The 21,444-nt window shown below is 59.0% G+C and carries 20 protein-coding genes and 3 tRNA genes; 8 read left to right on the top strand and 15 right to left on the bottom strand.

The genetic code is table 11. The features are described 5' to 3' along the window. Nucleotides 1–34: 34 nt before the first annotated feature. The gene (rimI, locus tag ACTV8E_RS14365) at nt 35–487 is read left to right on the top strand and encodes a ribosomal protein S18-alanine N-acetyltransferase (RefSeq protein ID WP_273537404.1); all 453 of its coding nucleotides are present in this window, start codon (nt 35–37) and stop codon (nt 485–487) included. A gap of 1 nt (nt 488) precedes the next feature. Here rimI and ACTV8E_RS14360 read toward each other — a convergent pair whose 3' ends face one another. Beyond that, nucleotides 489–980, bottom strand: a complete 492-nt coding sequence (locus ACTV8E_RS14360) for a phosphotransferase system, HPr-related protein (RefSeq protein ID WP_443199914.1) — start codon at nt 978–980, stop codon at nt 489–491. A gap of 115 nt (nt 981–1,095) precedes the next feature. Between ACTV8E_RS14360 and ACTV8E_RS14355 the strand changes: the two genes are divergently transcribed. Both ACTV8E_RS14355 and ACTV8E_RS14350 read left to right on the top strand, forming a co-directional pair. Continuing rightward, nucleotides 1,096–3,024 (top strand): bifunctional metallophosphatase/5'-nucleotidase, encoded by a 1,929-nt coding sequence (locus ACTV8E_RS14355; protein ID WP_443199913.1) that lies wholly within the window; start codon nt 1,096–1,098, stop codon nt 3,022–3,024. A gap of 176 nt (nt 3,025–3,200) precedes the next feature. Next, nucleotides 3,201–4,100: a DMT family transporter gene (locus ACTV8E_RS14350; protein ID WP_251837021.1), complete on the top strand. Its 900-nt coding sequence runs from the start codon at nt 3,201–3,203 to the stop codon at nt 4,098–4,100. A 61-nt stretch (nt 4,101–4,161) separates the two neighbouring features. Here the strand turns inward: ACTV8E_RS14350 and ACTV8E_RS14345 are convergent, their stop codons facing one another. Next, nucleotides 4,162–5,034, bottom strand: coding sequence for a WYL domain-containing protein (locus ACTV8E_RS14345; protein WP_443199912.1), 873 nt, complete (start codon nt 5,032–5,034; stop codon nt 4,162–4,164). Between the two features lie 110 nt (nt 5,035–5,144). Between ACTV8E_RS14345 and ACTV8E_RS14340 the strand changes: the two genes are divergently transcribed. The 4 genes from ACTV8E_RS14340 to ACTV8E_RS14325 all read left to right on the top strand — a co-directional run bounded on the left by ACTV8E_RS14340 (nt 5,145) and on the right by ACTV8E_RS14325 (nt 8,963). Continuing rightward, complete coding sequence (locus tag ACTV8E_RS14340; protein ID WP_443199911.1) at nt 5,145–5,573, top strand: hypothetical protein; 429 nt, start codon at nt 5,145–5,147, stop codon at nt 5,571–5,573. A 125-nt stretch (nt 5,574–5,698) separates the two neighbouring features. Continuing rightward, a complete protein-coding gene (locus tag ACTV8E_RS14335) occupies nt 5,699–7,066 on the top strand; it encodes a lipopolysaccharide biosynthesis protein (protein WP_443199910.1) in 1,368 nt (455 codons plus the stop codon). Beyond that, nucleotides 7,063–8,019 (top strand): ATP-grasp fold amidoligase family protein, encoded by a 957-nt coding sequence (locus ACTV8E_RS14330; protein WP_443199909.1) that lies wholly within the window; start codon nt 7,063–7,065, stop codon nt 8,017–8,019. Before ACTV8E_RS14335 ends, ACTV8E_RS14330 begins: the two co-directional genes overlap by 4 nt. Then, entirely contained in the window at nt 8,016–8,963 is a 948-nt protein-coding gene (locus ACTV8E_RS14325) for a glycosyltransferase family 2 protein (RefSeq protein WP_443199908.1), read from the top strand. Before ACTV8E_RS14330 ends, ACTV8E_RS14325 begins: the two co-directional genes overlap by 4 nt. A gap of 490 nt (nt 8,964–9,453) precedes the next feature. Here the strand turns inward: ACTV8E_RS14325 and ACTV8E_RS14320 are convergent. After that, nucleotides 9,454–9,530 (bottom strand) — tRNA-Met (locus tag ACTV8E_RS14320). A 758-nt stretch (nt 9,531–10,288) separates the two neighbouring features. Here ACTV8E_RS14320 and ACTV8E_RS14315 point away from each other — a divergent pair. Next, on the top strand, nt 10,289–10,993 hold the full coding sequence (locus tag ACTV8E_RS14315) for a helix-turn-helix transcriptional regulator (RefSeq protein WP_251837015.1): 705 nt from the start codon (nt 10,289–10,291) through the stop codon (nt 10,991–10,993). 21 nt (nt 10,994–11,014) lie between these two features. Here the strand turns inward: ACTV8E_RS14315 and ACTV8E_RS14310 are convergent, their stop codons facing one another. From ACTV8E_RS14310 to ispE, 12 genes are all read right to left on the bottom strand, one after another. Next, nucleotides 11,015–13,021 carry a nitric oxide reductase activation protein NorD gene (locus tag ACTV8E_RS14310; RefSeq protein WP_443199907.1) on the bottom strand — a complete coding sequence of 669 codons (2,007 nt, stop codon included), beginning with the start codon at nt 13,019–13,021 and terminating at the stop codon, nt 11,015–11,017. After that, the gene (locus ACTV8E_RS14305; RefSeq protein ID WP_251837013.1) at nt 13,021–13,851 is read right to left on the bottom strand and encodes a CbbQ/NirQ/NorQ/GpvN family protein; all 831 of its coding nucleotides are present in this window, start codon (nt 13,849–13,851) and stop codon (nt 13,021–13,023) included. The genes ACTV8E_RS14310 and ACTV8E_RS14305 overlap by 1 nt, the downstream gene beginning before the upstream one ends. Next, on the bottom strand, nt 13,851–15,218 hold the full coding sequence (locus ACTV8E_RS14300; RefSeq protein WP_251837012.1) for a cbb3-type cytochrome c oxidase subunit I: 1,368 nt from the start codon (nt 15,216–15,218) through the stop codon (nt 13,851–13,853). Before ACTV8E_RS14300 ends, ACTV8E_RS14305 begins: the two co-directional genes overlap by 1 nt. Before the next feature lie 39 nt (nt 15,219–15,257). Then, the gene (locus tag ACTV8E_RS14295; RefSeq protein WP_251837011.1) at nt 15,258–16,118 is read right to left on the bottom strand and encodes a c-type cytochrome; all 861 of its coding nucleotides are present in this window, start codon (nt 16,116–16,118) and stop codon (nt 15,258–15,260) included. A gap of 191 nt (nt 16,119–16,309) precedes the next feature. Next, nucleotides 16,310–16,660: a cupin domain-containing protein gene (locus tag ACTV8E_RS14290; protein ID WP_251837010.1), complete on the bottom strand. Its 351-nt coding sequence runs from the start codon at nt 16,658–16,660 to the stop codon at nt 16,310–16,312. 131 nt (nt 16,661–16,791) lie between these two features. Further along, nucleotides 16,792–17,892: a redox-regulated ATPase YchF gene (ychF, locus tag ACTV8E_RS14285; RefSeq protein WP_443199906.1), complete on the bottom strand. Its 1,101-nt coding sequence runs from the start codon at nt 17,890–17,892 to the stop codon at nt 16,792–16,794. Between the two features lie 42 nt (nt 17,893–17,934). Then, nucleotides 17,935–18,519 (bottom strand): aminoacyl-tRNA hydrolase, encoded by a 585-nt coding sequence (gene pth / locus ACTV8E_RS14280; protein ID WP_273537390.1) that lies wholly within the window; start codon nt 18,517–18,519, stop codon nt 17,935–17,937. 34 nt (nt 18,520–18,553) lie between these two features. Beyond that, nucleotides 18,554–19,168 (bottom strand): 50S ribosomal protein L25/general stress protein Ctc, encoded by a 615-nt coding sequence (locus tag ACTV8E_RS14275; protein ID WP_443199905.1) that lies wholly within the window; start codon nt 19,166–19,168, stop codon nt 18,554–18,556. A gap of 122 nt (nt 19,169–19,290) precedes the next feature. Further along, entirely contained in the window at nt 19,291–20,232 is a 942-nt protein-coding gene (locus tag ACTV8E_RS14270; RefSeq protein WP_251837006.1) for a ribose-phosphate pyrophosphokinase, read from the bottom strand. Nucleotides 20,233–20,314: 82 nt separating this feature from the next. After that, a tRNA-Gln gene (locus ACTV8E_RS14265) sits at nt 20,315–20,389 on the bottom strand. 60 nt (nt 20,390–20,449) lie between these two features. Beyond that, a tRNA-Gln gene (locus ACTV8E_RS14260) sits at nt 20,450–20,524 on the bottom strand. Between the two features lie 26 nt (nt 20,525–20,550). Next, a complete protein-coding gene (gene ispE, locus ACTV8E_RS14255) occupies nt 20,551–21,408 on the bottom strand; it encodes a 4-(cytidine 5'-diphospho)-2-C-methyl-D-erythritol kinase (protein ID WP_443199904.1) in 858 nt (285 codons plus the stop codon). Nucleotides 21,409–21,444: the final 36 nt, after the last annotated feature.

Raw genomic sequence — 21,444 nt, 5'->3', positions numbered from 1 at the left:
CACTTTCTTCAGGCTCTTGAGTAGTGTGCCAATAATGAGTAACACCCTGAATTTCCGCCCCATGACCGAAGCGGATATCGACGCCGTTCTGGCTATCGAACATGCTGCCTTTAGCCATCCCTGGACACGCGGCCTGTATGTCGATGCTGTGAAATCTTATGAGTGCTGGGTAATGTTTGTGGGGAATGAGCAGGTCGGCCATGGCGTGATCGATCTGATTCTCGATGAGGCTCACTTGCTGAATATCACCATTTCCCCGGCTTATCAGGGGCAGGGCCTGGGGTTGGCGTTGCTCGAACATTTGATGGCTCGAGCCCGCCAACGGGGCGGCCAGGAGTGTTTTCTGGAAGTACGGGCTTCGAATCACTCTGCCTACCGGCTGTATGAGCGCTTCGGTTTTAACGAGATTGGCCGGCGCCGCAATTATTATCCGGCGCCGGGGGGCGGTGAAGATGCCCTGGTTATGGCCTGCACGTTGCTCGACTGATCTATTTGCCGCCCTTGCGGGGCGGGTTATGGTCCGCTGGGTCATCTCCCTTGGGGATAGGCCCCTGGCCGGGCGGGTTTTCCGGCTCGCCATCCAGAGGCAGTATCTGCGCCAGTTCGGCTTCGTCCAGCCCGTACCCGCCACCTATTTCGCTGCCTTCAACCACGCTCAACGACTCATCCGCGGCACCTCCGTGGCCGCGCTCATTGGGCGAGCGCGCCCCGCTTTCGTCGAACAGTGTTTCAGGACTGAGGTCATCCTGGGTGATGCCGTCTTCGTGAACATCCGGACCGAGCGCCTCGCCACCGGTCATGCCCGCTTCACGAACGCGCTTGGGTGGAAATCTGTCGCGCAATTCTTCGTCGGACAAGCGTTCTCCGGTACGTCCCAGCCGTTCATCGTCAGTATTGAAATCCAATTGTTCAATGGATCCCATGCGGTCCTGCAGGTCATCGATTTCCTCAGGAACATAGGGTTTGCGTTTATCGTTCATGACCGGCTCCCGCCTAGGTGTTTGTTGGTGTGGACCGGTTGAAGATGGGATGATTCCGACCGAGTGTCCGGCAGTTGGCCAGCGGATCTCCCTCTCACTATTTACAAGGATTTTCATGCACGTCTTCCGCTTCCTGCTTACCGCGCTGCTGCTGACGATAGTCGGTCATGGGTTGGCTGCCGACCGCAGTTTCACGCTTTTGCATACCAACGATTGGCAGTCCCGCTTGCTGGGGTTTGGCCCCAATAATGAATACACCCCTGGCACCACAGACGATGACGCTACCGTTGGCGGCGTGGCCCGGCTGGCCACGCTGCTCAAGCAACGACGCGCGGCGGCGGATGAGCGGCCGGTGCTGTTGCTCGATGGCGGTGATTTCAGCATGGGGACACTGTTTCATACCGTAACCCGTGAACTGGGCAGCGAGCTGCGCCTGCTCAGCGCGTTGGGGTATGACGCGACCACTTTGGGCAACCATGAATTCGATTTTCGCCCGGATGGGCTGGCGAAAATGATCGATGCCGCCGCTCGTGCAGAAGGCGCGGGTCTGGTGCCGATTCTGTCGAGCAATATCCGTTTTTCAGCTCAGCAGGCAGACGATGACCGTCTTCAGGTGCATCAGGATGAGGGACGCATCCTGCCTTACCGGGTGGTGGAAAGGGGTGGCCTGCGGTTTGGCCTGTTCGGTCTGATGGGGTACGACGCTGTAGAGGTCAGCCCGCTGATGACGCCGGTGACTTTCGCCGATCCCATAGATATAGCAGCAGAAATGGTGCGTACGCTGCGTGATAAGGAACAGGTCGATGTGGTGATCCTGCTGTCGCACATGGGCGTCAGTCAGCAGCCCGACGGGAGTTGGCGCGGCGAGGACATAGAGCTGGTCGAACGCGTGCCTGGTATCGATATCGTGGTCGGCGCCCATTCGCATTCGGTGCTGACCCAGCCTGTGCTGGTCAATGGCCGCACGCTGGTGCTGCAGGCTGGCTCGGAAATCCAGTACCTGGGCGAGCTGCACATGCGCCTGGACGAGGCGGGCGTTCCCCGGCTGGTGAATTACCAGCTGCACCCCATTGACGACGCCTTGCCGGGTGATGAAGCAATCAGCGCCCAGGTTGCTGATTACCAGAGCCAGGTCAGTGCACGAGTTCTGCAGCCGTTGGGCTACCGCTTCGATCAACCTCTGGCCAAGGTCGACAAGACGTTGACCCGCGCCTGGGATGATCCCGTTCTGGGCAATCTGGTGACCGACGCGTTGCGTCAGGCGACGCGTAGCGATATTGCGTTTACGGGCAATGGCACTATCCGGGATGACCTGTTTGTGGGGCGCACCGGCGTGCAGAACGTATCGGACCTGTTCAGGATCGCGCCGCTGGGAATCGGCGAGTTCGACGATGAGCCCGGCTATCCGCTGATCAAGGTGTATTTCACCCCCCGCGAAATTAAAAACATTCTCGAGGTGCTGCTGCTGGCCTATCAGCTGCGTGAGAGCGACAGCTATTACCCGCGGGTATCGGGTATCAGGTTTAGCTACAACCCGTACCGCGTGCCGTTCGACCGTGTCAGCCGAATCTGGCTGGGGTCAGCAGAACAGGGCTATCAGGAACTGGATATGGCCAGGCCGGGTTTGCTCAGCGTCGGGGCGACCAGTTATGTCGGCAGCTTCACCTGGCTGATTTCCGAACTCAGCAAGGGATTGCTTGAAGTGGTGCCCAAGGATGCCGACGGCCAACCTCTGGCGATGATTCGCGATGCGGTGTTCGACCGTGAACCGCAGAAAGAGGGAATCCAGGAATACAAGGAATGGCAGGCGCTGCTTGACCACATTGCCCGATTGCCGGATCTGGACGGTGACGGCCTGGCGGACATTTCCAGTAACGGCGCAGCCGCCGAGCAGCGTTTACTGCGAGTGGCCAGCCTGGCGCCGACTGAGCTGTTCAATTATGCGGGCCTGTTGCAATGGGGAGCGGCCGCATTGGTTGGCTTCTTCATGGGGCTGATTGTCTGGCTGGGCTTCAGACTGCAGCGTCGTCGGGTTTCTACCTGACAGCAACCTTCCTTGGCACGCTCGGTGCGGCTGTCGCTGTTGACGCATTGAGTGTCGAGAATGGCTTTTTGCCTTGTCAAACTTCAGTTCGCTTCGTAAGGTGACGCGCGCCATTCAGGGTGTAAGCCCCACATTTGATCGGCTGCCCTGTGGCCGATAGCCGTTGAGACCACGTAATGAACTCTCGCTCCGCCTGGGCCGCTGCCGGCCTGTTGTTGTCCAGTCTGCTGTGGGCAGGCAATGCTTTGGTGGCCCGCGCCACCTCAGGAGAAATTCACCCTTTCGCCTTGTCGTTCTGGCGCTGGGCCTTGGCTCTTGCCGTGCTGTTGCCGTTCGTGATCGTGCCGCTCTGGCAGCAGCGCGCCGTGTTGCGCAAGGCCGGCTGGCGGTTGGCGCTGACCGCCGCATTGGGCATCGGTGCCTATAACTCGCTGTTGTACAGCGCCGCACAAAGCACGACAGCCATCAATATCACCCTGCTCAATACCTGCATACCGCTGGCGACCTTTATCAGTGCCGGCTTCCTGCTCAAGGAGTGGCCATCTCCGCGGTCCTGGCTCGGCATGCTGATTGCGGTCTGCGGCCTACTGGTATTGATCAGTCAGGCGCGCCTGGAAAACCTGCTGGGCCTGTCGTTCAACCCTGGTGATCTGGTCATGTTGCTCGCGGTGCTGGCATGGGCGTTGTATACGGTGCTGTTGCGCCGCTGGGGTAGTTACTTTGCGTTGCCGCCGCTGGTATTACTGGCAGCGTTCGTTTCGGTCGGGCTCGTTGCCATTCTGCCGTTTTACCTGATTGAGCTGCGCCAGGTGGGCGGCTTCGAGGTGACGCCCCGCACACTCGGCGCGATTGGCTACACTGCGCTGCTTGCCTCGCTGGTGGCCTACGTGACTTGGAACCAGGGAGTAAAAATCATTGGCGCGGCCAAAGCTTCGCTGGCCTTGTATTCGATGCCGGTGTTCGCTGCCGTGTTGGCTTATGTGCTGCTGGGTGAAACCCTGCAAGGCTTCCATTGGATGGGTGGCGCACTGATTTTCGGTGGACTGCTGCTGGCAACCTTGCCCAAACGGCGCTGAGCGCCGCGTTGCTCCCACCTTGACCTGTGCCTTTAGTTGACAGGTCACGGCTCCGCTCTGGTCAGGTGTACAGCCAGGCTTGCAGCTCATCGAGGTTGGCCACCACGATCTGCTGCGCTGCGGCTTTGGTCTGAATCTTTGTGGAATCGATCTGGTAACGCTGCAGTACGTACTGCACCTGTGCGCCACGGCTGGGGATACGCAGCTGGCCATCACGCATACCGAAATCCGTCTCGATGATGCTTTTTTGCACCCCGCTCAAGCGCGGATCAGGCTCCAGAACCACGTCAACCCAGGTCATCCAGCCGACATCCGCGTCACGCCCGTTGTGACTGGCATCCATCAGGTCAGGCTCACCGCGAAATCGGCTGAGTACGAAGTCGCGGTAATCCTGATTTTTTTCACAATACGCCCGCACATGCCATCGCATGCCGGTGTAGACGAGCGTGTGCGGGGCAATTACCCGGTGTTCCGCGGCTGGGTTCGTCAGCGATACGTACTCACTCTCCAGGCGTAGCCCTTCGCGGCAGGCTTTGAGGATCGGCCGCAAAATCTGCGGACAAATGCTCCGGTCTGGCACATTGAGCACTTCGGTGTGTGCGTAGGCCAAGGCCAGTCCGTCTATGTGCGGTGCGCGTTCATGGTTCTGATTGAGCAAATGCAGATAGGCACTGGCGCTGTCATCGATAAACAGCGGCTTGAATTGCCGGCCCGGCACATATCCCTTGAGGTGTTTGTCGTAGGCGAGATTTTTCGGGGCATGCTCAGTCAGGTAGGTGTTGATGTCCTTGGAAGCTTGCTGCCGACTGATCCCAAAGCTTTGCATCAGGTGCCCAGTGGTCAGCCGGCCTTCCCACCAGGCTACGGTTTCGATCAATCGATAGCGTAGGGCCAGATCCCACCGGACCTGGTCGATCGATTGCTTGCGCTTCATATGCTCTCCATGTGCTTGAAAACTTTACCTGTACACATCCACATTATAGACCTGTCGCATAAATCTACATATCGTTTTGCCATTACTCTTTTTGCAGGACGTAGAAAAACATGAATACCATGAGCCTGAGCTGGGCAGTGCTTGGCGGATCAATGCTGCTGAGCATCCTGCTGCTGCTGACGCTGGTATGGCAAAGCCTGAGATTGAGCGGCAGGCAGGGGCAAATACGCCGCTTGCACGCCGAGCGGAAATTTCGCCAGCAATCCCTGGCTCGGCAAGAGCTGGAATTCAATACGCTGCGTGCAGAGCTGCGTTTGGCTCAGACAGAAATCCGGACCTTGGAAAAACAGCTGGCTGACACCCGCGCGCTGTCCTGTGAACAGCTCAATACCATGCAGGCTCTGGAGCAAACCCTGGAGGCCCGCAATCAACAGATCAGTCATCATCAGGCTCGCTATATCCGCCTTTTTTTACAGCATGAGGAGCTGCGGGGTGCGGTGCAGGAGGGAGCTGTGCCTGCGGGAGGGATCCGACGCTAGGCATTGCCTGCGCTTTTTGCGCTGAACAGCGGCTTCGGCAGTTGTTCAGCCCCCGCCTCGGAATTTCAGGCAGAAGCGCAAAAAAACGCTTTACTGATGAGGACAAAGGATTTGCCTGATTAGAAGTGCACAGCAGGCTCTGGCAAAACGCTAAAGGGCTGATCAATACAAAAATGCGTACTTTGCCTATCACACTCAAAGACCTGAGCCAGCGACCTTTCGTGCGCAATGTGTTGGCCGTAGCCACAGGATCCGCCGTCGCCCAAGCGATCACCATAGCCTTTGCGCCAGTGATCACCCGCATGTATGGGCCGGAGTCGTTTGGGCAATTAGGTGCGTTCATGGCCATATTGGTTGTGTTGACGCCTATTGCCGCGCTCACCTATCCCATCGCCATTGTTCTACCCAAGAAGGATCATGAAGCGCTTGCCATAGCAAAACTGTCAGTATTGCTAGCGCTGGTGATCACTGTGCTAACTGCGGTGGCATTGTATTTTTCGGCAGACCAACTGGTCCGCTTGCTGGGCTTGCAGGCTATCTCTGGTTTCATGATGCTGATTCCAATGGCGATGTTTTTTGCAGCCTGCATGCAGGTAGCGGAGCAATGGCTTATTCGAAAGGGAAAGTTTTCTGTCACGGCGCGCGTGGCAATAATCCAATCGCTTTTACTGAACATGAGCAAGACTGGGATAGGGGTTGTCCACCCTTTTGCCAGTACCTTGATTGTCCTGGCGGTGGCAGGACGCGCACTGCACGCCGTGATGCTCGCGACGGGGGCGGGGCTTTTTTCTGGCCCGTCGAGTACGCGTACAACGATAGCGGAGCTGAAGGGCTGGGCCAGAATCCATGCAGATTTTCCGTTATTCAGAGCACCGCAAGTCTTACTAAATGCGCTCTCGCAAAGCCTGCCTGTCATGCTGCTTGCGAGCCTGTTTGGACCCGCTTCAGCGGGTTTTTATACCTTGGCCAGAACCGTCATGGCGGTGCCGTCGATGCTGGTTGGAAAATCCGTCAGTGATGTTTTCTATCCGAAATTCACCGAGGCCGCCCATGCAGGAGAGCAGCTTTCCGGGCTGATCATCAAAGCTACGGCGGCGCTTGCCGTGGTGGGTGTGTTTCCCTTTTTGCTCGTGGTGGTGTTGGGCCCCTGGCTGTTTCAGTGGGTGTTTGGCGAGGAGTGGCAGGTTGCAGGAGGCTATGCCCAATGGTTGGCGTGCTGGCTATTCTTTGGCTTTATAAATCGGCCCAGTGTTGCCGCGATAGCGGCACTCTCGTTACAAAAGTTTTTTTTGGTATATGAGGTGGCAAGCGTATTTGCGCGGGTTGTGGCCATCTACGTGGGTTTTTTTGTGTTCAAAAGCGACATGGTTGCAGTGGCTGCATTTAGCCTGGCCGGGGCGTTTCTGAACTTGTTGCTGATTGCTACCACCATAATGGCTTGCTCCAGGTTGAGTGCCGCCAGCCGGAACCTCAAGCAAGGGGTGCTGGAATGAGCATGTTAAGGCTGGGTGAGCGCTTGAATACGCTAATAGCGCGTTCGCCCGATTTCATTTTTTATCAGGCCCGTTATTGGCAAAATTACGGGCGTTTCTGTAATTTCCATAAGCCGCTTTTTTTTTCCGAGAAGATATTCCACAGGATGCGTTATCCGCACCCTGTCTTTTCGCGCCTTGCGGATAAGGCCGAAGTCAGACGCTATTTGGCTGCTACGGTGGGCGAGCAGTATCTGGTGCCCATTTATAGTATTTGCGAAGACGTTACGCCTGAAACATTTGACAGGTTGCCGGCGACCTTTGTAATGAAGGCCAATCACAGCGCTGGCCAGGTGAAAATCATCACCTGCAAGGAAGAAGAAAATCCAAAGGCATTGGCCCGATTGGCCAGGAGTTGGCTGGAGTCAGATTTTTCAAGTCGGTATCGAGAAAAGCATTATAAATTTATCAAGCCCAAGATTCTCTTTGAAAAGGCGTTACTGAGTGATGGCCGGCCACCGGATGATTATAAGTTCAATGTCTTCAACCCGGGCGACAGTAACGATCCGTATATTTTTATACAGCATATACACGAGCGGCTGCTAAGCCCGACACAAGAGATCTATCTGGAGGATTGGAGCCTTGCACCTTTTCGGCGCAGGGGGAAAAATTCCAGTGCTGAGCCAACTCCCAAGCCGCCATTGCTTGGCGAGATGCTGCGCATAGCCAAAGAGCTCGCTGCTTCCTTTGGCTATCTGCGAGTCGATTTTTATTTACATCAAGGGCAGCTGTACATCGGCGAGCTTACCCTGACCCCGGCTGCGGGCTTCTATACGTTCGATCCTGCTGAGTGGGATGAACTGCTAGGTAGAAAATTTGGTTGGCCAGAACCTATCGCGCTTTCCGATGGCTTGGTCACAGAGTGCTCGAGGAAACGCCAAAATGATGGCTTGCCAATTGAAAGAAGCTTATGAACAGCCCCTTGGTATCCGTTTTAATCCCGGCTTTTAATTCTGAGCGTTTTATTGCTAAGTGCGTGGAAAGTGTGCTTGGTCAAAACTATGGGCGTGTTGAGATTATTGTTGTTGATGATGGCTCGACCGATGGAACCCGTGAAGTGCTTGAACATTATAAGGAGCTTAAAGTCATTTCACAAACCAATCAGGGGGCTTGTGTTGCTCGCAATAAGGCACTGTGTGCGGCCGACGGAGACTATATAAAGTTTCTGGATGCGGACGATTTCTTACTTGCCGACGCTATTGCATTACAAGTTGATGCCATGAAAAAGCTTGATGCAAATTCAATAGTCTATGGCGATTACATCATACACAGAGAGGGCGACGTAAAGACGATCAATAACGTGGTGATCCAACAGGAGCGTGAGCAGTTACCACAGTTGATAATGGCCAATATACTGACCTCTACGCCGATGCATAGAAAAGGCTTGCTGAAAAAAGTCGGCGGCTTTGACGCCAGGTTCAAAAGCGGTCAGGAGTGGAATCTGCATGTGCGCTTGGCTGCCAAGGGCGCCCGATTCGCTTATCAACCGGTGAAAATCTATACCCATCGCGTCCATTTTTCAGCAGACCGCATCAGTATTAAACGGAAAAACTCACCGAGCCGGCTGGAAGGAGAAGTGGAGAAAATACTGATGACGCTCGAATCGGTGGGCGCTGTGTCTGAGACCAGCCTAGCCGCGTTTTCGGCGTGTTTGTGGGAGATAGGTCGGGCGGCGCTCCGGGAAGGCAAGCAGGACTTGGCCCGCTCCTGTTTCGAATTGGCGAAAACAGTTTCACACAAAGAGATGAAGCATTTTTGGCCGACTTTTTACCGGATAAATCACGCACTGTTCGGCGTCAGGGCTGCAGAAAAAATCAGCCAGCTGACGATGCACTTCAAAAAGAGCTTATTTTATTGAGGGCATGAAGCGCAGTTAGGCAGCAGCAGCTGCCGCGTCCTTGATCGCATGCAGAACGCCGCTCGTGCGAAGGAGGGCTGCACAGCGGCAGTTTTCCCTGAGCCTTGTGCGTCGGGTCAAACTGACCTAAGCGTCGGGTGGGTGCCTTTGATCAATGCGTGGCTATACAGCGGGCGCCGGATTGCTTGGCGGCTCGTGGGAACGCTCAAGGAGGACAAAAGCGTAACGCTCTGCACGGCAACCGTCCGCACCACGGGCGCAAGAGGTGATACGAATCGCATCATTTGGTGTCGGCGTCGTGCTCGTGGTGATCCGAGCGCGGCTGGTAATGCTGCTCCTCGGCCTTGTGCCCAGGTGTCGGTCTCATTGACTGCCCTTGCGGCCACCGCCAAGGCAACTGCCACGCAGGTTCAAGCCGCAGTGATGACTCGGCGGAGAAAGAGAGGGAAGACAAAAAAAGAAAGCCCGCACGAGGCGGGCTTCTTGGATTTGGTGGCTACACCGGGACTTGAACCTGGGACATCAGCATTATGAATGCTGCGCTCTAACCAACTGAGCTATGTAGCCGAATTGGCGCGCATTATTCTCGGATCGGGCGCAGCTGTCAACCCTCTGTTTGGATTTTTTGCGTTGCTTTCAATTGGTTAGCAGGCCGAGCCGGGCTCGTCGGCCCACGCAAGGTGGCGAGAATCAAGGTATTGGTGATGGCGAAACAGATTGTAGGCGATGCGCCTGACAACGCTTTCCGGGTAATGGTAAGCAGACGCCGAGGCCGAACAGCAACCGGAAATGATCGGCCCACAGCGGCGGTGTCTTAAGCGGCGCGACCGCCCACAGCAGGCGGGTGACCAACCAGAGAAACCGCAGCCAGCAGGTCGGGCGCAAGCTGAGCAGGGCGAGGCCTGTTCGACAATAAGCGGCTGGCGAACTGTGGCGCAAGACAAGGGCAAGGGGCGCCTGAGCAGCGGTGGAGGGCACTCAGCTCGACGATGCTGCTAGTCCAGTTAGAAACGGGCAAATCATGCCCCGCACATCCGCCCAATGGCATGGAGGCGGCGTGTCGCATCGACAAGAGGGGTGACACAAGCGGAAGATTGTTGCTGCGTTTTGCGCTATGTTGCCGCCCGGCTATCAAGACTTGTCCATTCAACGCTGAAGGTTTTTTCAGCGAGGCCGATAGCCTGTTAGGCGCGTTTTAAGCGCAGAGCATTTCCCCGCTCGCCATACGGTACTCAACTACTTACAAGGAAGGTGCCGCCAGGGTATGGCTAAGTAGTGGCCCTACTGTGTTAAAATGCCGCTAAGTATTCTAGGCAGGCCATTTCATGGATTTACTCGAAGTACGTCATCTGGTGCGTCCTCTCCACAACCCGATGATGAAGGCCCAAGTGCAAGGCCAACTGTTCACTGTCGAAAACGGCGTAGTGAGCTTGCAGACCGAGCGTGGATTGTGGGTAATTCCGGCTGGCCATGTCGGGTGGGTTCCTTCCCTGCATGTGCATGGCATGGTCAGCCACGGCAAGGTGCGCGGCTTGCAGCTGAGCTTTTCCCAAGAGTGGAGCCGGGGGCTAATGCCGCCCGAGCCCAAAGTCGTGTCGCTAACGCCTTTGCTGCAGGGGCTGCTGACCGAAATGCCGCTGAGCGACAACGAACCCTATCTTCAGGTGTTTGCCGATGCCTTCGCACGCAAACCTTTGCCTGCGCTGTTCTTGCCGATGCCGAGCGACCCGCGTCTGTTGGCGATGACCACCCAATTGGTGCAGAACCCCGCCAATGATGCCGACCTGGATGCCTGGGCAAGTAATACCGGTATTCCCCGCCGCACCCTGACCCGCCGTTTTCTCAAGGAAACCGGCCTGAGTTTCGCCCAATGGCGACAGCAGATGCGCCTGCTGTTGGCACTGGAGCAGCTGGCCGATGGCGAGGCATTGGCGGTGGTCGCACAAAAAGTGGGCTACCAGAGCGTCAGTGCGTTCATTCAGGTGTTTCGCCGCGCGCTGGGGATCACGCCCAAGGCGCTGTTCGCCTAGCCAAGAGCCACCAAAGCCACGTCAGTGAGTGATCAATTGCCGTAGCCAGTTCAGCAGAACGGCGGGAAGCCGTTCCGGGCTGGCCAGCAGCGCGTAATGGCGGGCTCCGAAGACCGCCGGCAGGTAGGTGGCAGCCTGGCGGTCGATGGTCAGGCAGAACGGGTGAATGCCCTGCAGGCGAGCTTCGTTGACGGCTTGGCGCATGTCCTCCACGCCGTAGCGGCCCTCATACTCATCAACATCATTGGGTTTGCCATCGGAGAGCAACAGCAACAGCCGGTGGCTGGCCGGCTCGCGCATCAAAGAGGCGCTGGCATGGCGAATGGCAGCGCCGGCACGGGTGTAGCGCTCCGGCTCAAGCGCGGCGATTCGCTTCCCGACGACCTCGTTGTAGTGTTCATCGAATGCCTTGAGCGTACGCATCGTCACCTGCTGCGGACCTTCGCCGGAGAAACTCTTCACACTGTACGGCTGCCCCAGCCCTTCCAGTGCCAGGCACACCAGCAGCAGCGCCTCGCGTTCCACATCAATGATGCGCCGCTGGCGAGACAGCCAGCCATCGGTTGAGCCGCTGGCATCCACCAGCAGCATGATCGCCATGTCGCGCCGCGCAGTGCGTTGCGTCTGGTACAGCGCCTGGGGCATGCACAGCCCGGCGCGGGCATCGGCCAGGCCTTCCAGATAAGCGTCAAGGTCCGGCTCGTTGCCCTCCAATTGGCGACGCAGCCGCTGGCGCTGGGCGCGGAGCATTTCGAACTGCCGGCGAATGGCCGCCAACAGGCTGCGGTGGTTTTCCAGTGTCTGCGTCACCCACTGCGCCGGGCCGGGTGGCGTGGGCAGCAGGTGCACGAAAGCGCCCGGCCGTCGATAGGACTGGCTGCGGTAATCCCATTCCGGATAGGCGAGATACGACGCCGTGGATTCGAGTGCCTGGCGCTCGCGCAGGGCGCGTGCGTGCGGCAAATCCTCGGAAATCAACACTTCCCTAGGCGTGCCCGGCGCCACGACCAGCCGCGCTTCTTCGAGCTCCGACAAGGCATCGGCAAACTCCTCGGCGGGAGTGGTGGCGTCACGGTCGGTGGGTCGCTGCAAACCCTGTGCATCTTCAGCCTGCTCAAGCGGTGGCGAAGGCTGGATCATCCAGGGGCCGGGGTGCCGGTCGTCCTCGTCGTCCGGGCTCTCGCGCACCTGTGGGCTGCGTGGCAGGTGGGCGCTGCGCGGCGGAACCTGGCCCGGCTCCACGTCGGTCTGTTGTGCATATTCGTTAAGAGACGCGGCCGGGCGGAATTCGCCGGTCCAGCAATCCAGCAGCAGAGGCTGCCTTCCCAGGTGGGGGGAGGTGTCAGGCATCAACTGCGTTGCCAGACGTCTGGCCTGAACGACTGACGCCGCGGGGTCGGCCAGGGTGGGCAAGAGCGTGTCGTCGCCTTGCAGCAGGCAGCGCACCAAGCGCTCCAAGGGCTGGCGTGCCGCGGAAAATTGCTGCAGCGCCGGCCGGGCGCGCAAGGCGTGCTGGCGCAGGATGGTCAGCGCCGGCGCCAGGCCCGGCAGTAGACGGAGCAGCTGCCTGTCCGCCGCCCAGGCTTCGCACAGCAGATAAAGGTCGCGTTGCAGTGGCGTTTCCAGTGACGCGGCCTGGGTGGCGCTGCCGCGTCGCGCACGCATGGCCTGTTGCAGGGCCAGGGTGCGGTAATTTTGCATCGCCTGCGCCGGATCGCCGATGTGCAGATAAGCCGGCAGCCAGATCTGCCGATCATCGGTTGCCGGAACGGCCACGTGCCGGCGCGGATGTTCACTACGCCGCCAGAGGCTTTGCAGCAGGGTGGGAGGTGCCGGCGGCTGGGCGATACGCAATGGAAAGCGGCAACCGAGGGCCGCCTGTATCAGCAGGTCGAGGCGCTCGCTAAGGTCCTCCAGTCCGACTGGCTTTGGCGTTGCCTGGCTGCTGCGCTGGCGCCGCCACAGACGTTGGATATAGATAGTGGCATGGCGTGCAACATCACTGAGGACGTCTTCGGCTTCGGCCATCAGATAAAGGTCAGGTCGACCAGGTCCCGCATCGCACCCACCAGCGCGGCGTCGTCTGACAGGGGGGCGATCAAGGCGGCGTTGCAGGCGCTGCGCACACCAATGCCGCTGGCGATCAGGCGGGCGGTGGCAATCAACAAGCGCGTGCTGGGGACTTCGGCCAGGCCACGGTCCTGCAGGCCACGCAGTTTTTGGCCGAGCGAGACCAGCGCGTGAGCCGTGGCGTGGTCGGCACCGCTTTCGTGCATGACGATGCGTACTTCCTGCTCGGTTGGCGGAAAGTCGAAATCCAGGGCGACGAACCGCTGCCGCGTGCTGGGTTTCAGATCCTTGAGCATGCGCTGGTAGCCAGGGTTATAGGACACCACCAGTTGAAAGCCGGGCGCGGCGTCGAGGGTTTCGCCGGTCTTGTCCAACGGCAGGATGCGTCGATGGTCGGTCAGCGGATGCAGCACGACGATGGTGTCCTGACGGGCTTCGACCACTTCGTCGAGATAGCACAGGGCGCCTTCTCGTACGGCGCGGGTCAGCGGGCCGTCGCTCCAACGGGTGCCGTCATGGTCGATGAGAAAACGGCCGAGCAGGTCGCTGGCGGTCATGTCGTCGTGACAGGAAACGGTGACCAGCGGTCGGCCCAGCCGCCAGGCCATGTGCTCGACGAAGCGCGTCTTGCCACAACCGGTCGGCCCCTTGAGCATCACTGCCAGTTGCCGCGCATGACATTGCTCGAAGATCGTCACTTCGTCGCCACTGGGCGCGTACCAAGGCTCGGCTGCGCGAGGCGCGGCGTGCCCATCCACCGGTACGATGGGTGCGGCCGACAAATTCATCACACGTTCGCTCGCACGCCGGGCGTGACGAGCGGCTCTTGGTCATCGACGACGAAGCGCGGCGCATAGCGAAAGAAGTCGTAGATGAACAAACCCACGCCGACCGCAAACATCGAGGCGGTGGCAATGAGCATGACGAAGTGGATCTGGATTTTAAGCTGGGCGTCCAGATAGCCCATGCCCATGACCCGTTCCAGATAGACCTGGCCGATGCCGGCCGTGGCGAACGACAGGGTCATACCGAACATGCCACCCAACTGCAACCAGAAGGCCCAATAGCCGATGCTGTCGCCATCCTCACTGTCGCGCCGGGTGATGGCCGGCATGGCGTAGGCGATCATCGCCATGATGATCATCGCGTAGGCGCCATAAAAGGCGGCATGGCCGTGCATGGCGGTGATCAGCGTGCCGTGGGTCCACTTGTTGATGCTCGGAAAGGTATGGGCCAAGCCCAGCAGGCCGGCACCAAACAGGGTGAACACGGCGCTGCCCAGGGTCCAGTGCAGAGCCAGCTTGTTGGGGTGGGCCAGCCCCGAGCGGCGCATGGCGTAGTAGGCGTACATTGCCATGCCCAGCAGCGCTGCCGGTTCAAGGGCACTGAAAAAGCCGCCGATGGGCAGCCAGTAGCCGGGCACGCCGACCCAGTAATAGTGGTGCGCGGTGCCGAGAATGCCGGCGATGAACACCAGGCCGACGATCACGTATAGCCATTTTTCCATCACCTCGCGATCAGCACCGGACAGGCGGATCAGCAGGTAGGCGAGGAAGCCACCCTGGATCATTTCCCAGACGCCTTCAACCCACAGGTGGATGGTCCACCAGCGGTAATAGATCGACACGGTGTAATTCTCGTAATGCAGCAGAGCTGGCAGGTAGAGCACCGCAGCGCTGGCCAAACCGAGCAGCAGCACGCCCTCGGTGGTGGTGAAACGCCCGGATTTCTTGATGGTCATGCCGATGTTGTAAAGGAAGATCAGCATGCAGATGACGATGACGAGCTTATGCGGCAGGGGCTGTTCCAGCAGCTTGTTACCGGTGCCGTAGCGGAACAGGTAGCCAATGATCGCGCTGACACCCATCACCACCCACAGGCCAAGTTGGATGTAGGCCAGCTTGGTGCTGTACAGCTCGGTGCGCGACTCGTCGGGCACCAGCCAGTAGGTGGCACCCATGAAGCCGGTGAGTACCCAGACGATCAGCAGGTTGGTGTGAATCACCTTGGTAACGTCGAACGGCAGCAGATACAGCAGCGGGTCCGGCCCGAGGTACTTGGCCGCGGAGAGCAGGCCGAATACCAGTTGCAAGCCGAACAGCACCATGGCGACGGCGAAATACCAGTAAGCGACAGACTGTGAGTGGTAGCGCATGGTCATCCCCTGTGCATGGAGTGCGGCCCGGGCGTGCGGTTATTTGAAACTCGCCAGATAAGCGACCAACTGGTCGAGCTGTTCGTCGCTCAGCGCGTCGGCGTAGGTGGTGGGCATGAATGACGTGCCGCCGGCCGAATACATATCGCCGGGGTGCAGGTATTCGCTGGGCGCGATGATCGACTCGCGAATAAAGTCTTCCACGGTGTCGGCCTGGCCGTGGTAGTCCGGCGAGGCCAGGGTTTGCTCGGCGCGCGTCGCCAGGCCGGCGAGGGTGGGCCCTGCCAGGTTCACGCCGGGCGCGGTGGAATGGCACGCCGTGCACACGGGAGTGGCGCTGCGAAACAGCGCTTCGCCTAAGGCGATGGGATCTTCGTTGCCGCTGACCGGGCGCGCGCCGGGTGGCAACTGCTGACTGGCCGAGGCGGCGTCCTGCTGGGAAATGCTCATGCTGGTGCCGGGAATCGAGGCGCCACTCACGAGGATCGGCCGTGGCGGCCAGCCCTGGTTGTCGACGTTGGCCACCCAGTCGAGAAAGGCGATCAGGGCGGCGATGTCTTGATCGCTGAGGTTCTGGTTCGGCATCAGCCGACGGTGTCGCTGTTCGTCATAGAAACGCGACGGGTCCTTGAGAAAGGCCGTCAGGTAAGGCGCACCGCGGTGTTGGGTGATCTTGGTCAGGTCCGGTGCGTAGTAAGCACCCTCGCCGAACAGGGTGTGGCAGTTGATGCAGTTATTTTCATGCCAGACGTCCTTGCCACGCGTTACCTCTGGCGTGATGCTCTGAGCATTGGTCAGCGTGGGAAATTGTCGGTGGCTATCAACGGTCAGCCCCAGGAACACAAGCACCGCGATGCCGGTGGAAATCAGCGCGAACAGACGGGTTTGGCGTTTATTCATGGCGAAGCCCTCGTGGCGGGTTCAAACGCCGATTCCGGTCCAGTGCAGCGCGCTGATCGCAGCGGCATAAACAATGCTTGCCAGCATCAGTGCGAGCACGACAAAACTGAGAATTCGTAGCGTTTTTTCCATGGCTGCTTTCCTTTCCCGACGTTCAGGTGAGGGATGAGCGAAGCGTTTGGCGCGCTGAATCAGGTATCGACTGAGGCGTGAGTTCCCGGTGGTCGAAAGATCGTCACCAGAACAATGGCGTCGCTGAGCGCACGCAGGGCATGCCCAACGTCGCCATCCAGATACATAAGGTCGTTGGCATCCATCGGTTGCCAGTCAGCGTCGACCTGCACCTCAAGATTGCCCTGGTGGCAGAAGATGGTGATGGGGCCGGTAACGGCGTGACGGGGCACGAGCTTGCCGGCCGGTAATACCAGGCGCATCAGCTCCAGGCGTGGTGCGCTGACCAGTGCCTGGGAAATAAGGCCTAGAGACCCAGAGGTCTGCAGCAGATTGACGACCTCGCCTGAGGTTGCATGCTTTAGGGCCATGGTAGAGACCTTGATCGTCTCGTTAATGCCTGAAGACTAGTAGCGAGGCGGTGGATGTCCAGTCTGTTATCGAGCGACCGCCACCATGCAAAAAGCCGCGCATGTGCGCGGCTTTTCATGACTGCCAAATGTCAGACGTTGAAACGGAAGTGCATTACGTCGCCATCCTTGACGATGTATTCCTTGCCTTCCAGGCGCCATTTGCCGGCTTCCTTGGCGCCGGCTTCGCCCTTGTACTGGATGAAGTCGTCATAGGCGATGACTTCGGCACGGATAAAGCCTTTCTCGAAATCAGTGTGAATCACGGCGGCGGCCTGTGGGGCGGTGGCGCCGACCTTGACGGTCCAGGCACGCACTTCCTTCACACCGGCGGTGAAGTAGGTTTGCAGGTTGAGCAGTTCGTAGCCGGCGCGGATCACGCGGTTCAGGCCCGGCTCGGTCATGCCGATGGCTTCGAGGAACATGTCCTTTTCTTCGCCGTCGTCGAGTTCGGCGATTTCCGCCTCGATCTTGTTGCACACCGGCACCACGATCGCGCCTTCCTCTTCGGCGATGCCTTTAACCACGTCGAGCAGCGGGTTGTTCTCGAAGCCGTCCTCGGCAACGTTGGCGATGTACATCACCGGCTTGCTGGTCAGCAGGTGGAAGCCACGGATGATCAGCTTTTCTTCGTTGCTCATGTCCTTCATCAGGCTGCGAGCCGGCTTGCCTGCTGTGAAGTGGGCGATCAGCTGTTCCAGCAGGCCCTTTTGCGCAATGGCTTCCTTGTCGCCGCCCTTGGCGTTGCGGGTGACCTTTTGCAGTTGCTTCTCGCAGCTGTCGAGGTCGGCGAAGATCAGTTCCAGGTCGATGATCTCGATGTCGCGCTTGGGATCGACGCTGTTGGACACGTGGATGACGTTGTCATCTTCAAAGCAGCGCACCACGTGGGCGATGGCGTCGGTCTCGCGGATGTTGGCCAGGAATTTGTTGCCCAGGCCTTCACCTTTGGAGGCGCCGGCCACGAGGCCTGCGATGTCGACGAATTCCATGGTGGTCGGCAGAACGCGCTCGGGCTTGACGATCTCCGCCAGCGCCTCGAGGCGTGCGTCGGGCATTGGCACGATGCCGCTGTTCGGCTCGATGGTGCAGAAGGGGAAGTTCTCTGCGGCGATGCCGGACTTGGTCAAGGCGTTGAACAGGGTGGACTTGCCGACGTTGGGCAGGCCGACGATGCCGCAATTGAATCCCATGGTGTATCCCTCGCGGAGATAAAGACGGTAAAGGGGAGGTGATCAGGCTTTCTGGCTGTGCAGCTTGTGCATGGCCTTGATCCAGTCGCCGGCCAGCATCTCGGGCAACACGCCCAGGGCGAAGTCGATGCTGGCGTCGAGCAGTTCCTGCTCGCTACGTGGGGCGCGGCCCAGTACGTAGCCGGTGACCTGGCTGCTGTGGCCGGGATGACCAATGCCCAGGCGCAGGCGGTGGAAACTGTTCTGATTGCCGAGTTGGGCGATGATGTCGCGCAACCCGTTGTGCCCGCCGTGTCCGCCGCCCTGTTTGAGCTTCGCGACGCCGGGAGGCATGTCGAGTTCGTCGTGTGCCACCAGGATGGCTTCCGGCTCGATGCGGAAGAACCTCGCCAGCGCGGCGACGGCCTGTCCGCTGCGGTTCATGAAGGTAGTGGGGATCAGCAGACGAACATCGCGGCCTTGATGGGTGAATTTACCCGTCAAGCCAAAATACTTTTTGTCGAGGGCCAGGCGTACGCCTTCGCGGTCGGCCAGACGCTCAACGAAAAGAGCCCCTGCGTTATGCCGGGTCTGGTCGTATTCGGGGCCTGGATTTCCCAGGCCGACGATCAGTTGTACGGCAGTCACATCAGGGGCCCTTCCTCAAGCGGCTGCGAGTCGATTACTCGGCAGCTTCTTCGCCTTCTTCGGCGGTCTTCGCAACGCGGGAAGCGTGGATGTTGACCACCGGCAGGTCGCTGCCATGAATCAGCGAAACCAGTGCAACGCCTTCCGGCAGTTTCAGGTCGCTCATGTGCAGGACCTGACCGACTTCGAGGTTGGCGATGTCAACTTCGATCACGTCAGGCAGGTCTTGCGGCAGGCAGGAAACTTCGACGTCCGGCAGGTTCAGGTAGACTTCGCCGCCCTGAGTCTTGATGCCGATGGAGCTTTCCTGATTGATCAGGTGCACCGGTACGGTGGCGGTCAGCTTCTGGCCAGCAACCACGCGCTGGAAGTCAGCGTGCAGGACGAAGTTCTTCGCCGGGTGGCGCTGCAGGGCCTTGATCACGACGTCTTGGCTGGCGCCGTCGACGTTCAGGGTGATCACGTTGCTGAACGCGATTTCGTTTTCCAGCATTTTGGCCAGGTCTTTGGCCAGCAGGCTGATGGACAGCGGCTCTTGGTTGCCACCGTAGATAACGGCCGGAACCATGTTTTCGTTACGACGCAGGCGGCGGCTCGCACCTTTCCCCAGGTCGGAACGCGCAGCGGCTTCCAGGGTAAATTTAGTCATTTCAGTTTCTCCAAATTAGCCTTGCCGACCATTCGCTTGCGACCAGCGTCCGGACGGTTCGGCAAAAAGCCCCGTGCAAAGACGGGGCAGTATTCAGCGCAACGCAGCCAACGGCAAAGCCGTTAGCGGAACATGGCGCTGATAGATTCCTCATTGCTGATGCGGCGAACCGCTTCAGCGACAACCGGTGCAATATCCAGCTGACGAATGCGCGGGCAGGCCTGTGCGGCAGCCGACAGCGGGATGGTGTTGGTCACCACCAGTTCGTCGAGGATGGAATTTTCAACGTTTTCAATGGCACGGCCAGACAGCACCGGGTGGGTGCAGTAGGCATAGACACGCTCGGCGCCGTGGTCCTTGAGGGCCTTGGCGGCGAGGCACAGGGTGCCGGCCGTATCGACCATGTCGTCGACCAGTACGCAGGTACGGCCCTGAACATCACCGATGATGTGCATGACTTCCGAGACGTTGGCTTTCGGACGACGCTTGTCGATGATCGCCAGGTCGACACCGAGGCTCTTGGCCACGGCACGTGCACGAACCACGCCGCCGATGTCCGGAGAGACGATCAGCAGGTTTTCGAAGCGCTGGTCTTCGATGTCGTCGACCAGGGTCGGCGAACCGTAGATGTTGTCGACCGGGATGTCGAAGAAGCCCTGAATCTGGTCAGCGTGCAGGTCGACCGTGAGGACGCGGTTGACACCTACGTTGGCCAGCATGTCAGCCACGACCTTGGCACTGATCGCCACACGTGCGGAGCGCGGACGGCGATCCTGGCGGGCGTAACCAAAGTAGGGGATGACCGCGGTAATGCGGGAGGCCGAGGAGCGGCGGAAGGCGTCAGCCATCACCACCAATTCCATCAGGTTATCGTTGGTGGGCGCGCAGGTCGGTTGAATCAGGAAGACGTCCTTACCGCGAACATTTTCATTGATTTCGACACTGATTTCGCCGTCGGAGAATTTGCCTACTGCAACATCGCCCAGTGGGATATGCAATTGACGAACGACGCGACGCGCCAGATCGGGGTTAGCGTTCCCCGTAAAGACCATCATCTTGGACACGCGCAGTACCTGCCTGAGGGTGGGTCCGATGAATTAAAAAGCTGTTCAAAAAGCCAGGCTTTTCGAACAGCTCTCGAGTATATGGCAGGGGCGGCTGGATTCGAACCAACGCATGGCAGGATCAAAACCTGCTGCCTTACCGCTTGGCGACGCCCCTGTAGGATGTTGCGACTCAAATGTGTATTCAGTTTACGTTTGCCTAACCTCAAAGAGGTTATGGCAGGGGCGGCTGGATTCGAACCAACGCATGGCAGGATCAAAACCTGCTGCCTTACCGCTTGGCGACGCCCCTGTAACGTATAACCGAATGTCAAACATTCACTTCCTTGCCAGCGTTCCGAGCTGTTGGTGAACAGGAGACCTGTTGCAGCCGCGAGCGATGAAGCGTGGCAGAGTGGCTGGAAGTTGGCGCGAGACTTTATCAGCATCGCTGCGATTTGGGAAGCTCCCAAATACACAAGCTCCAGTTCCGGTCATTCTTGCTGGAACAAATTTGTTCAGCAAGTTCAAGGCGTTACGCACTTCTGCGTAGTGCCTCTCAACCACCGGCTGACAGTCGTTATGACCGCCCCCCTCAGGAAGGCTGCGAACTGTAATGGCCGGCGTATTACGTGTCAACTCCGGGTCGGAAAAAATTTCCGCAGTACTTACAGAGACTTGCGGTGCCAGTACGAGAAACCAGGGCTCGCTCAGGGTGACTGGCGTGAGGCGCTCGCCGACGCCTTCGGCAAATGCTGCGCGACCATGCACGAAGACCGGCACGTCGGCGCCCAGCTCCAGCCCCAGCTCGGCTAGACGGTTTTCGCTCCATTCCAGGTGCCACAGGTGATTGAGGCCGAGCAGGGTGGTGGCAGCATCCGAACTGCCGCCGCCAATGCCGCCGCCCATGGGCAGTTGCTTGTCCAGCCAGATATCGGCTCCTAAGGGTGTGCCGCTGCGCGCTTGCAATTGGCGGGCAGCGCGCACGATCAGGTTGCTGTCGTGGGGCACCCCGGGAATCTGCGTGTGTAAACGGACCACGCCGTCGTCGCGGCTGCGAAAACCCAACTGATCGCCATGGTCGAGAAACTGAAACAGGGTCTGCAGTTCGTGGTAGCCGTCTGCGCGGCGTCCATTGATGTGCAGGAACAGGTTGATCTTGGCCGGGGCCGGCAGAATCAGTTGAGCGTCGTGCATGATTGTCATGGTTGGAGTGAGTAGGGCTTGGGCTCT

Source organism: Pseudomonas sp. B392_1p (assembly GCF_052245235.1).
GTDB classification, from domain to species: Bacteria; Pseudomonadota; Gammaproteobacteria; order Pseudomonadales; family Pseudomonadaceae; genus Serpens; species Serpens gallinarum.
This window is presented reverse-complemented; position numbering and strand designations above follow the sequence as displayed.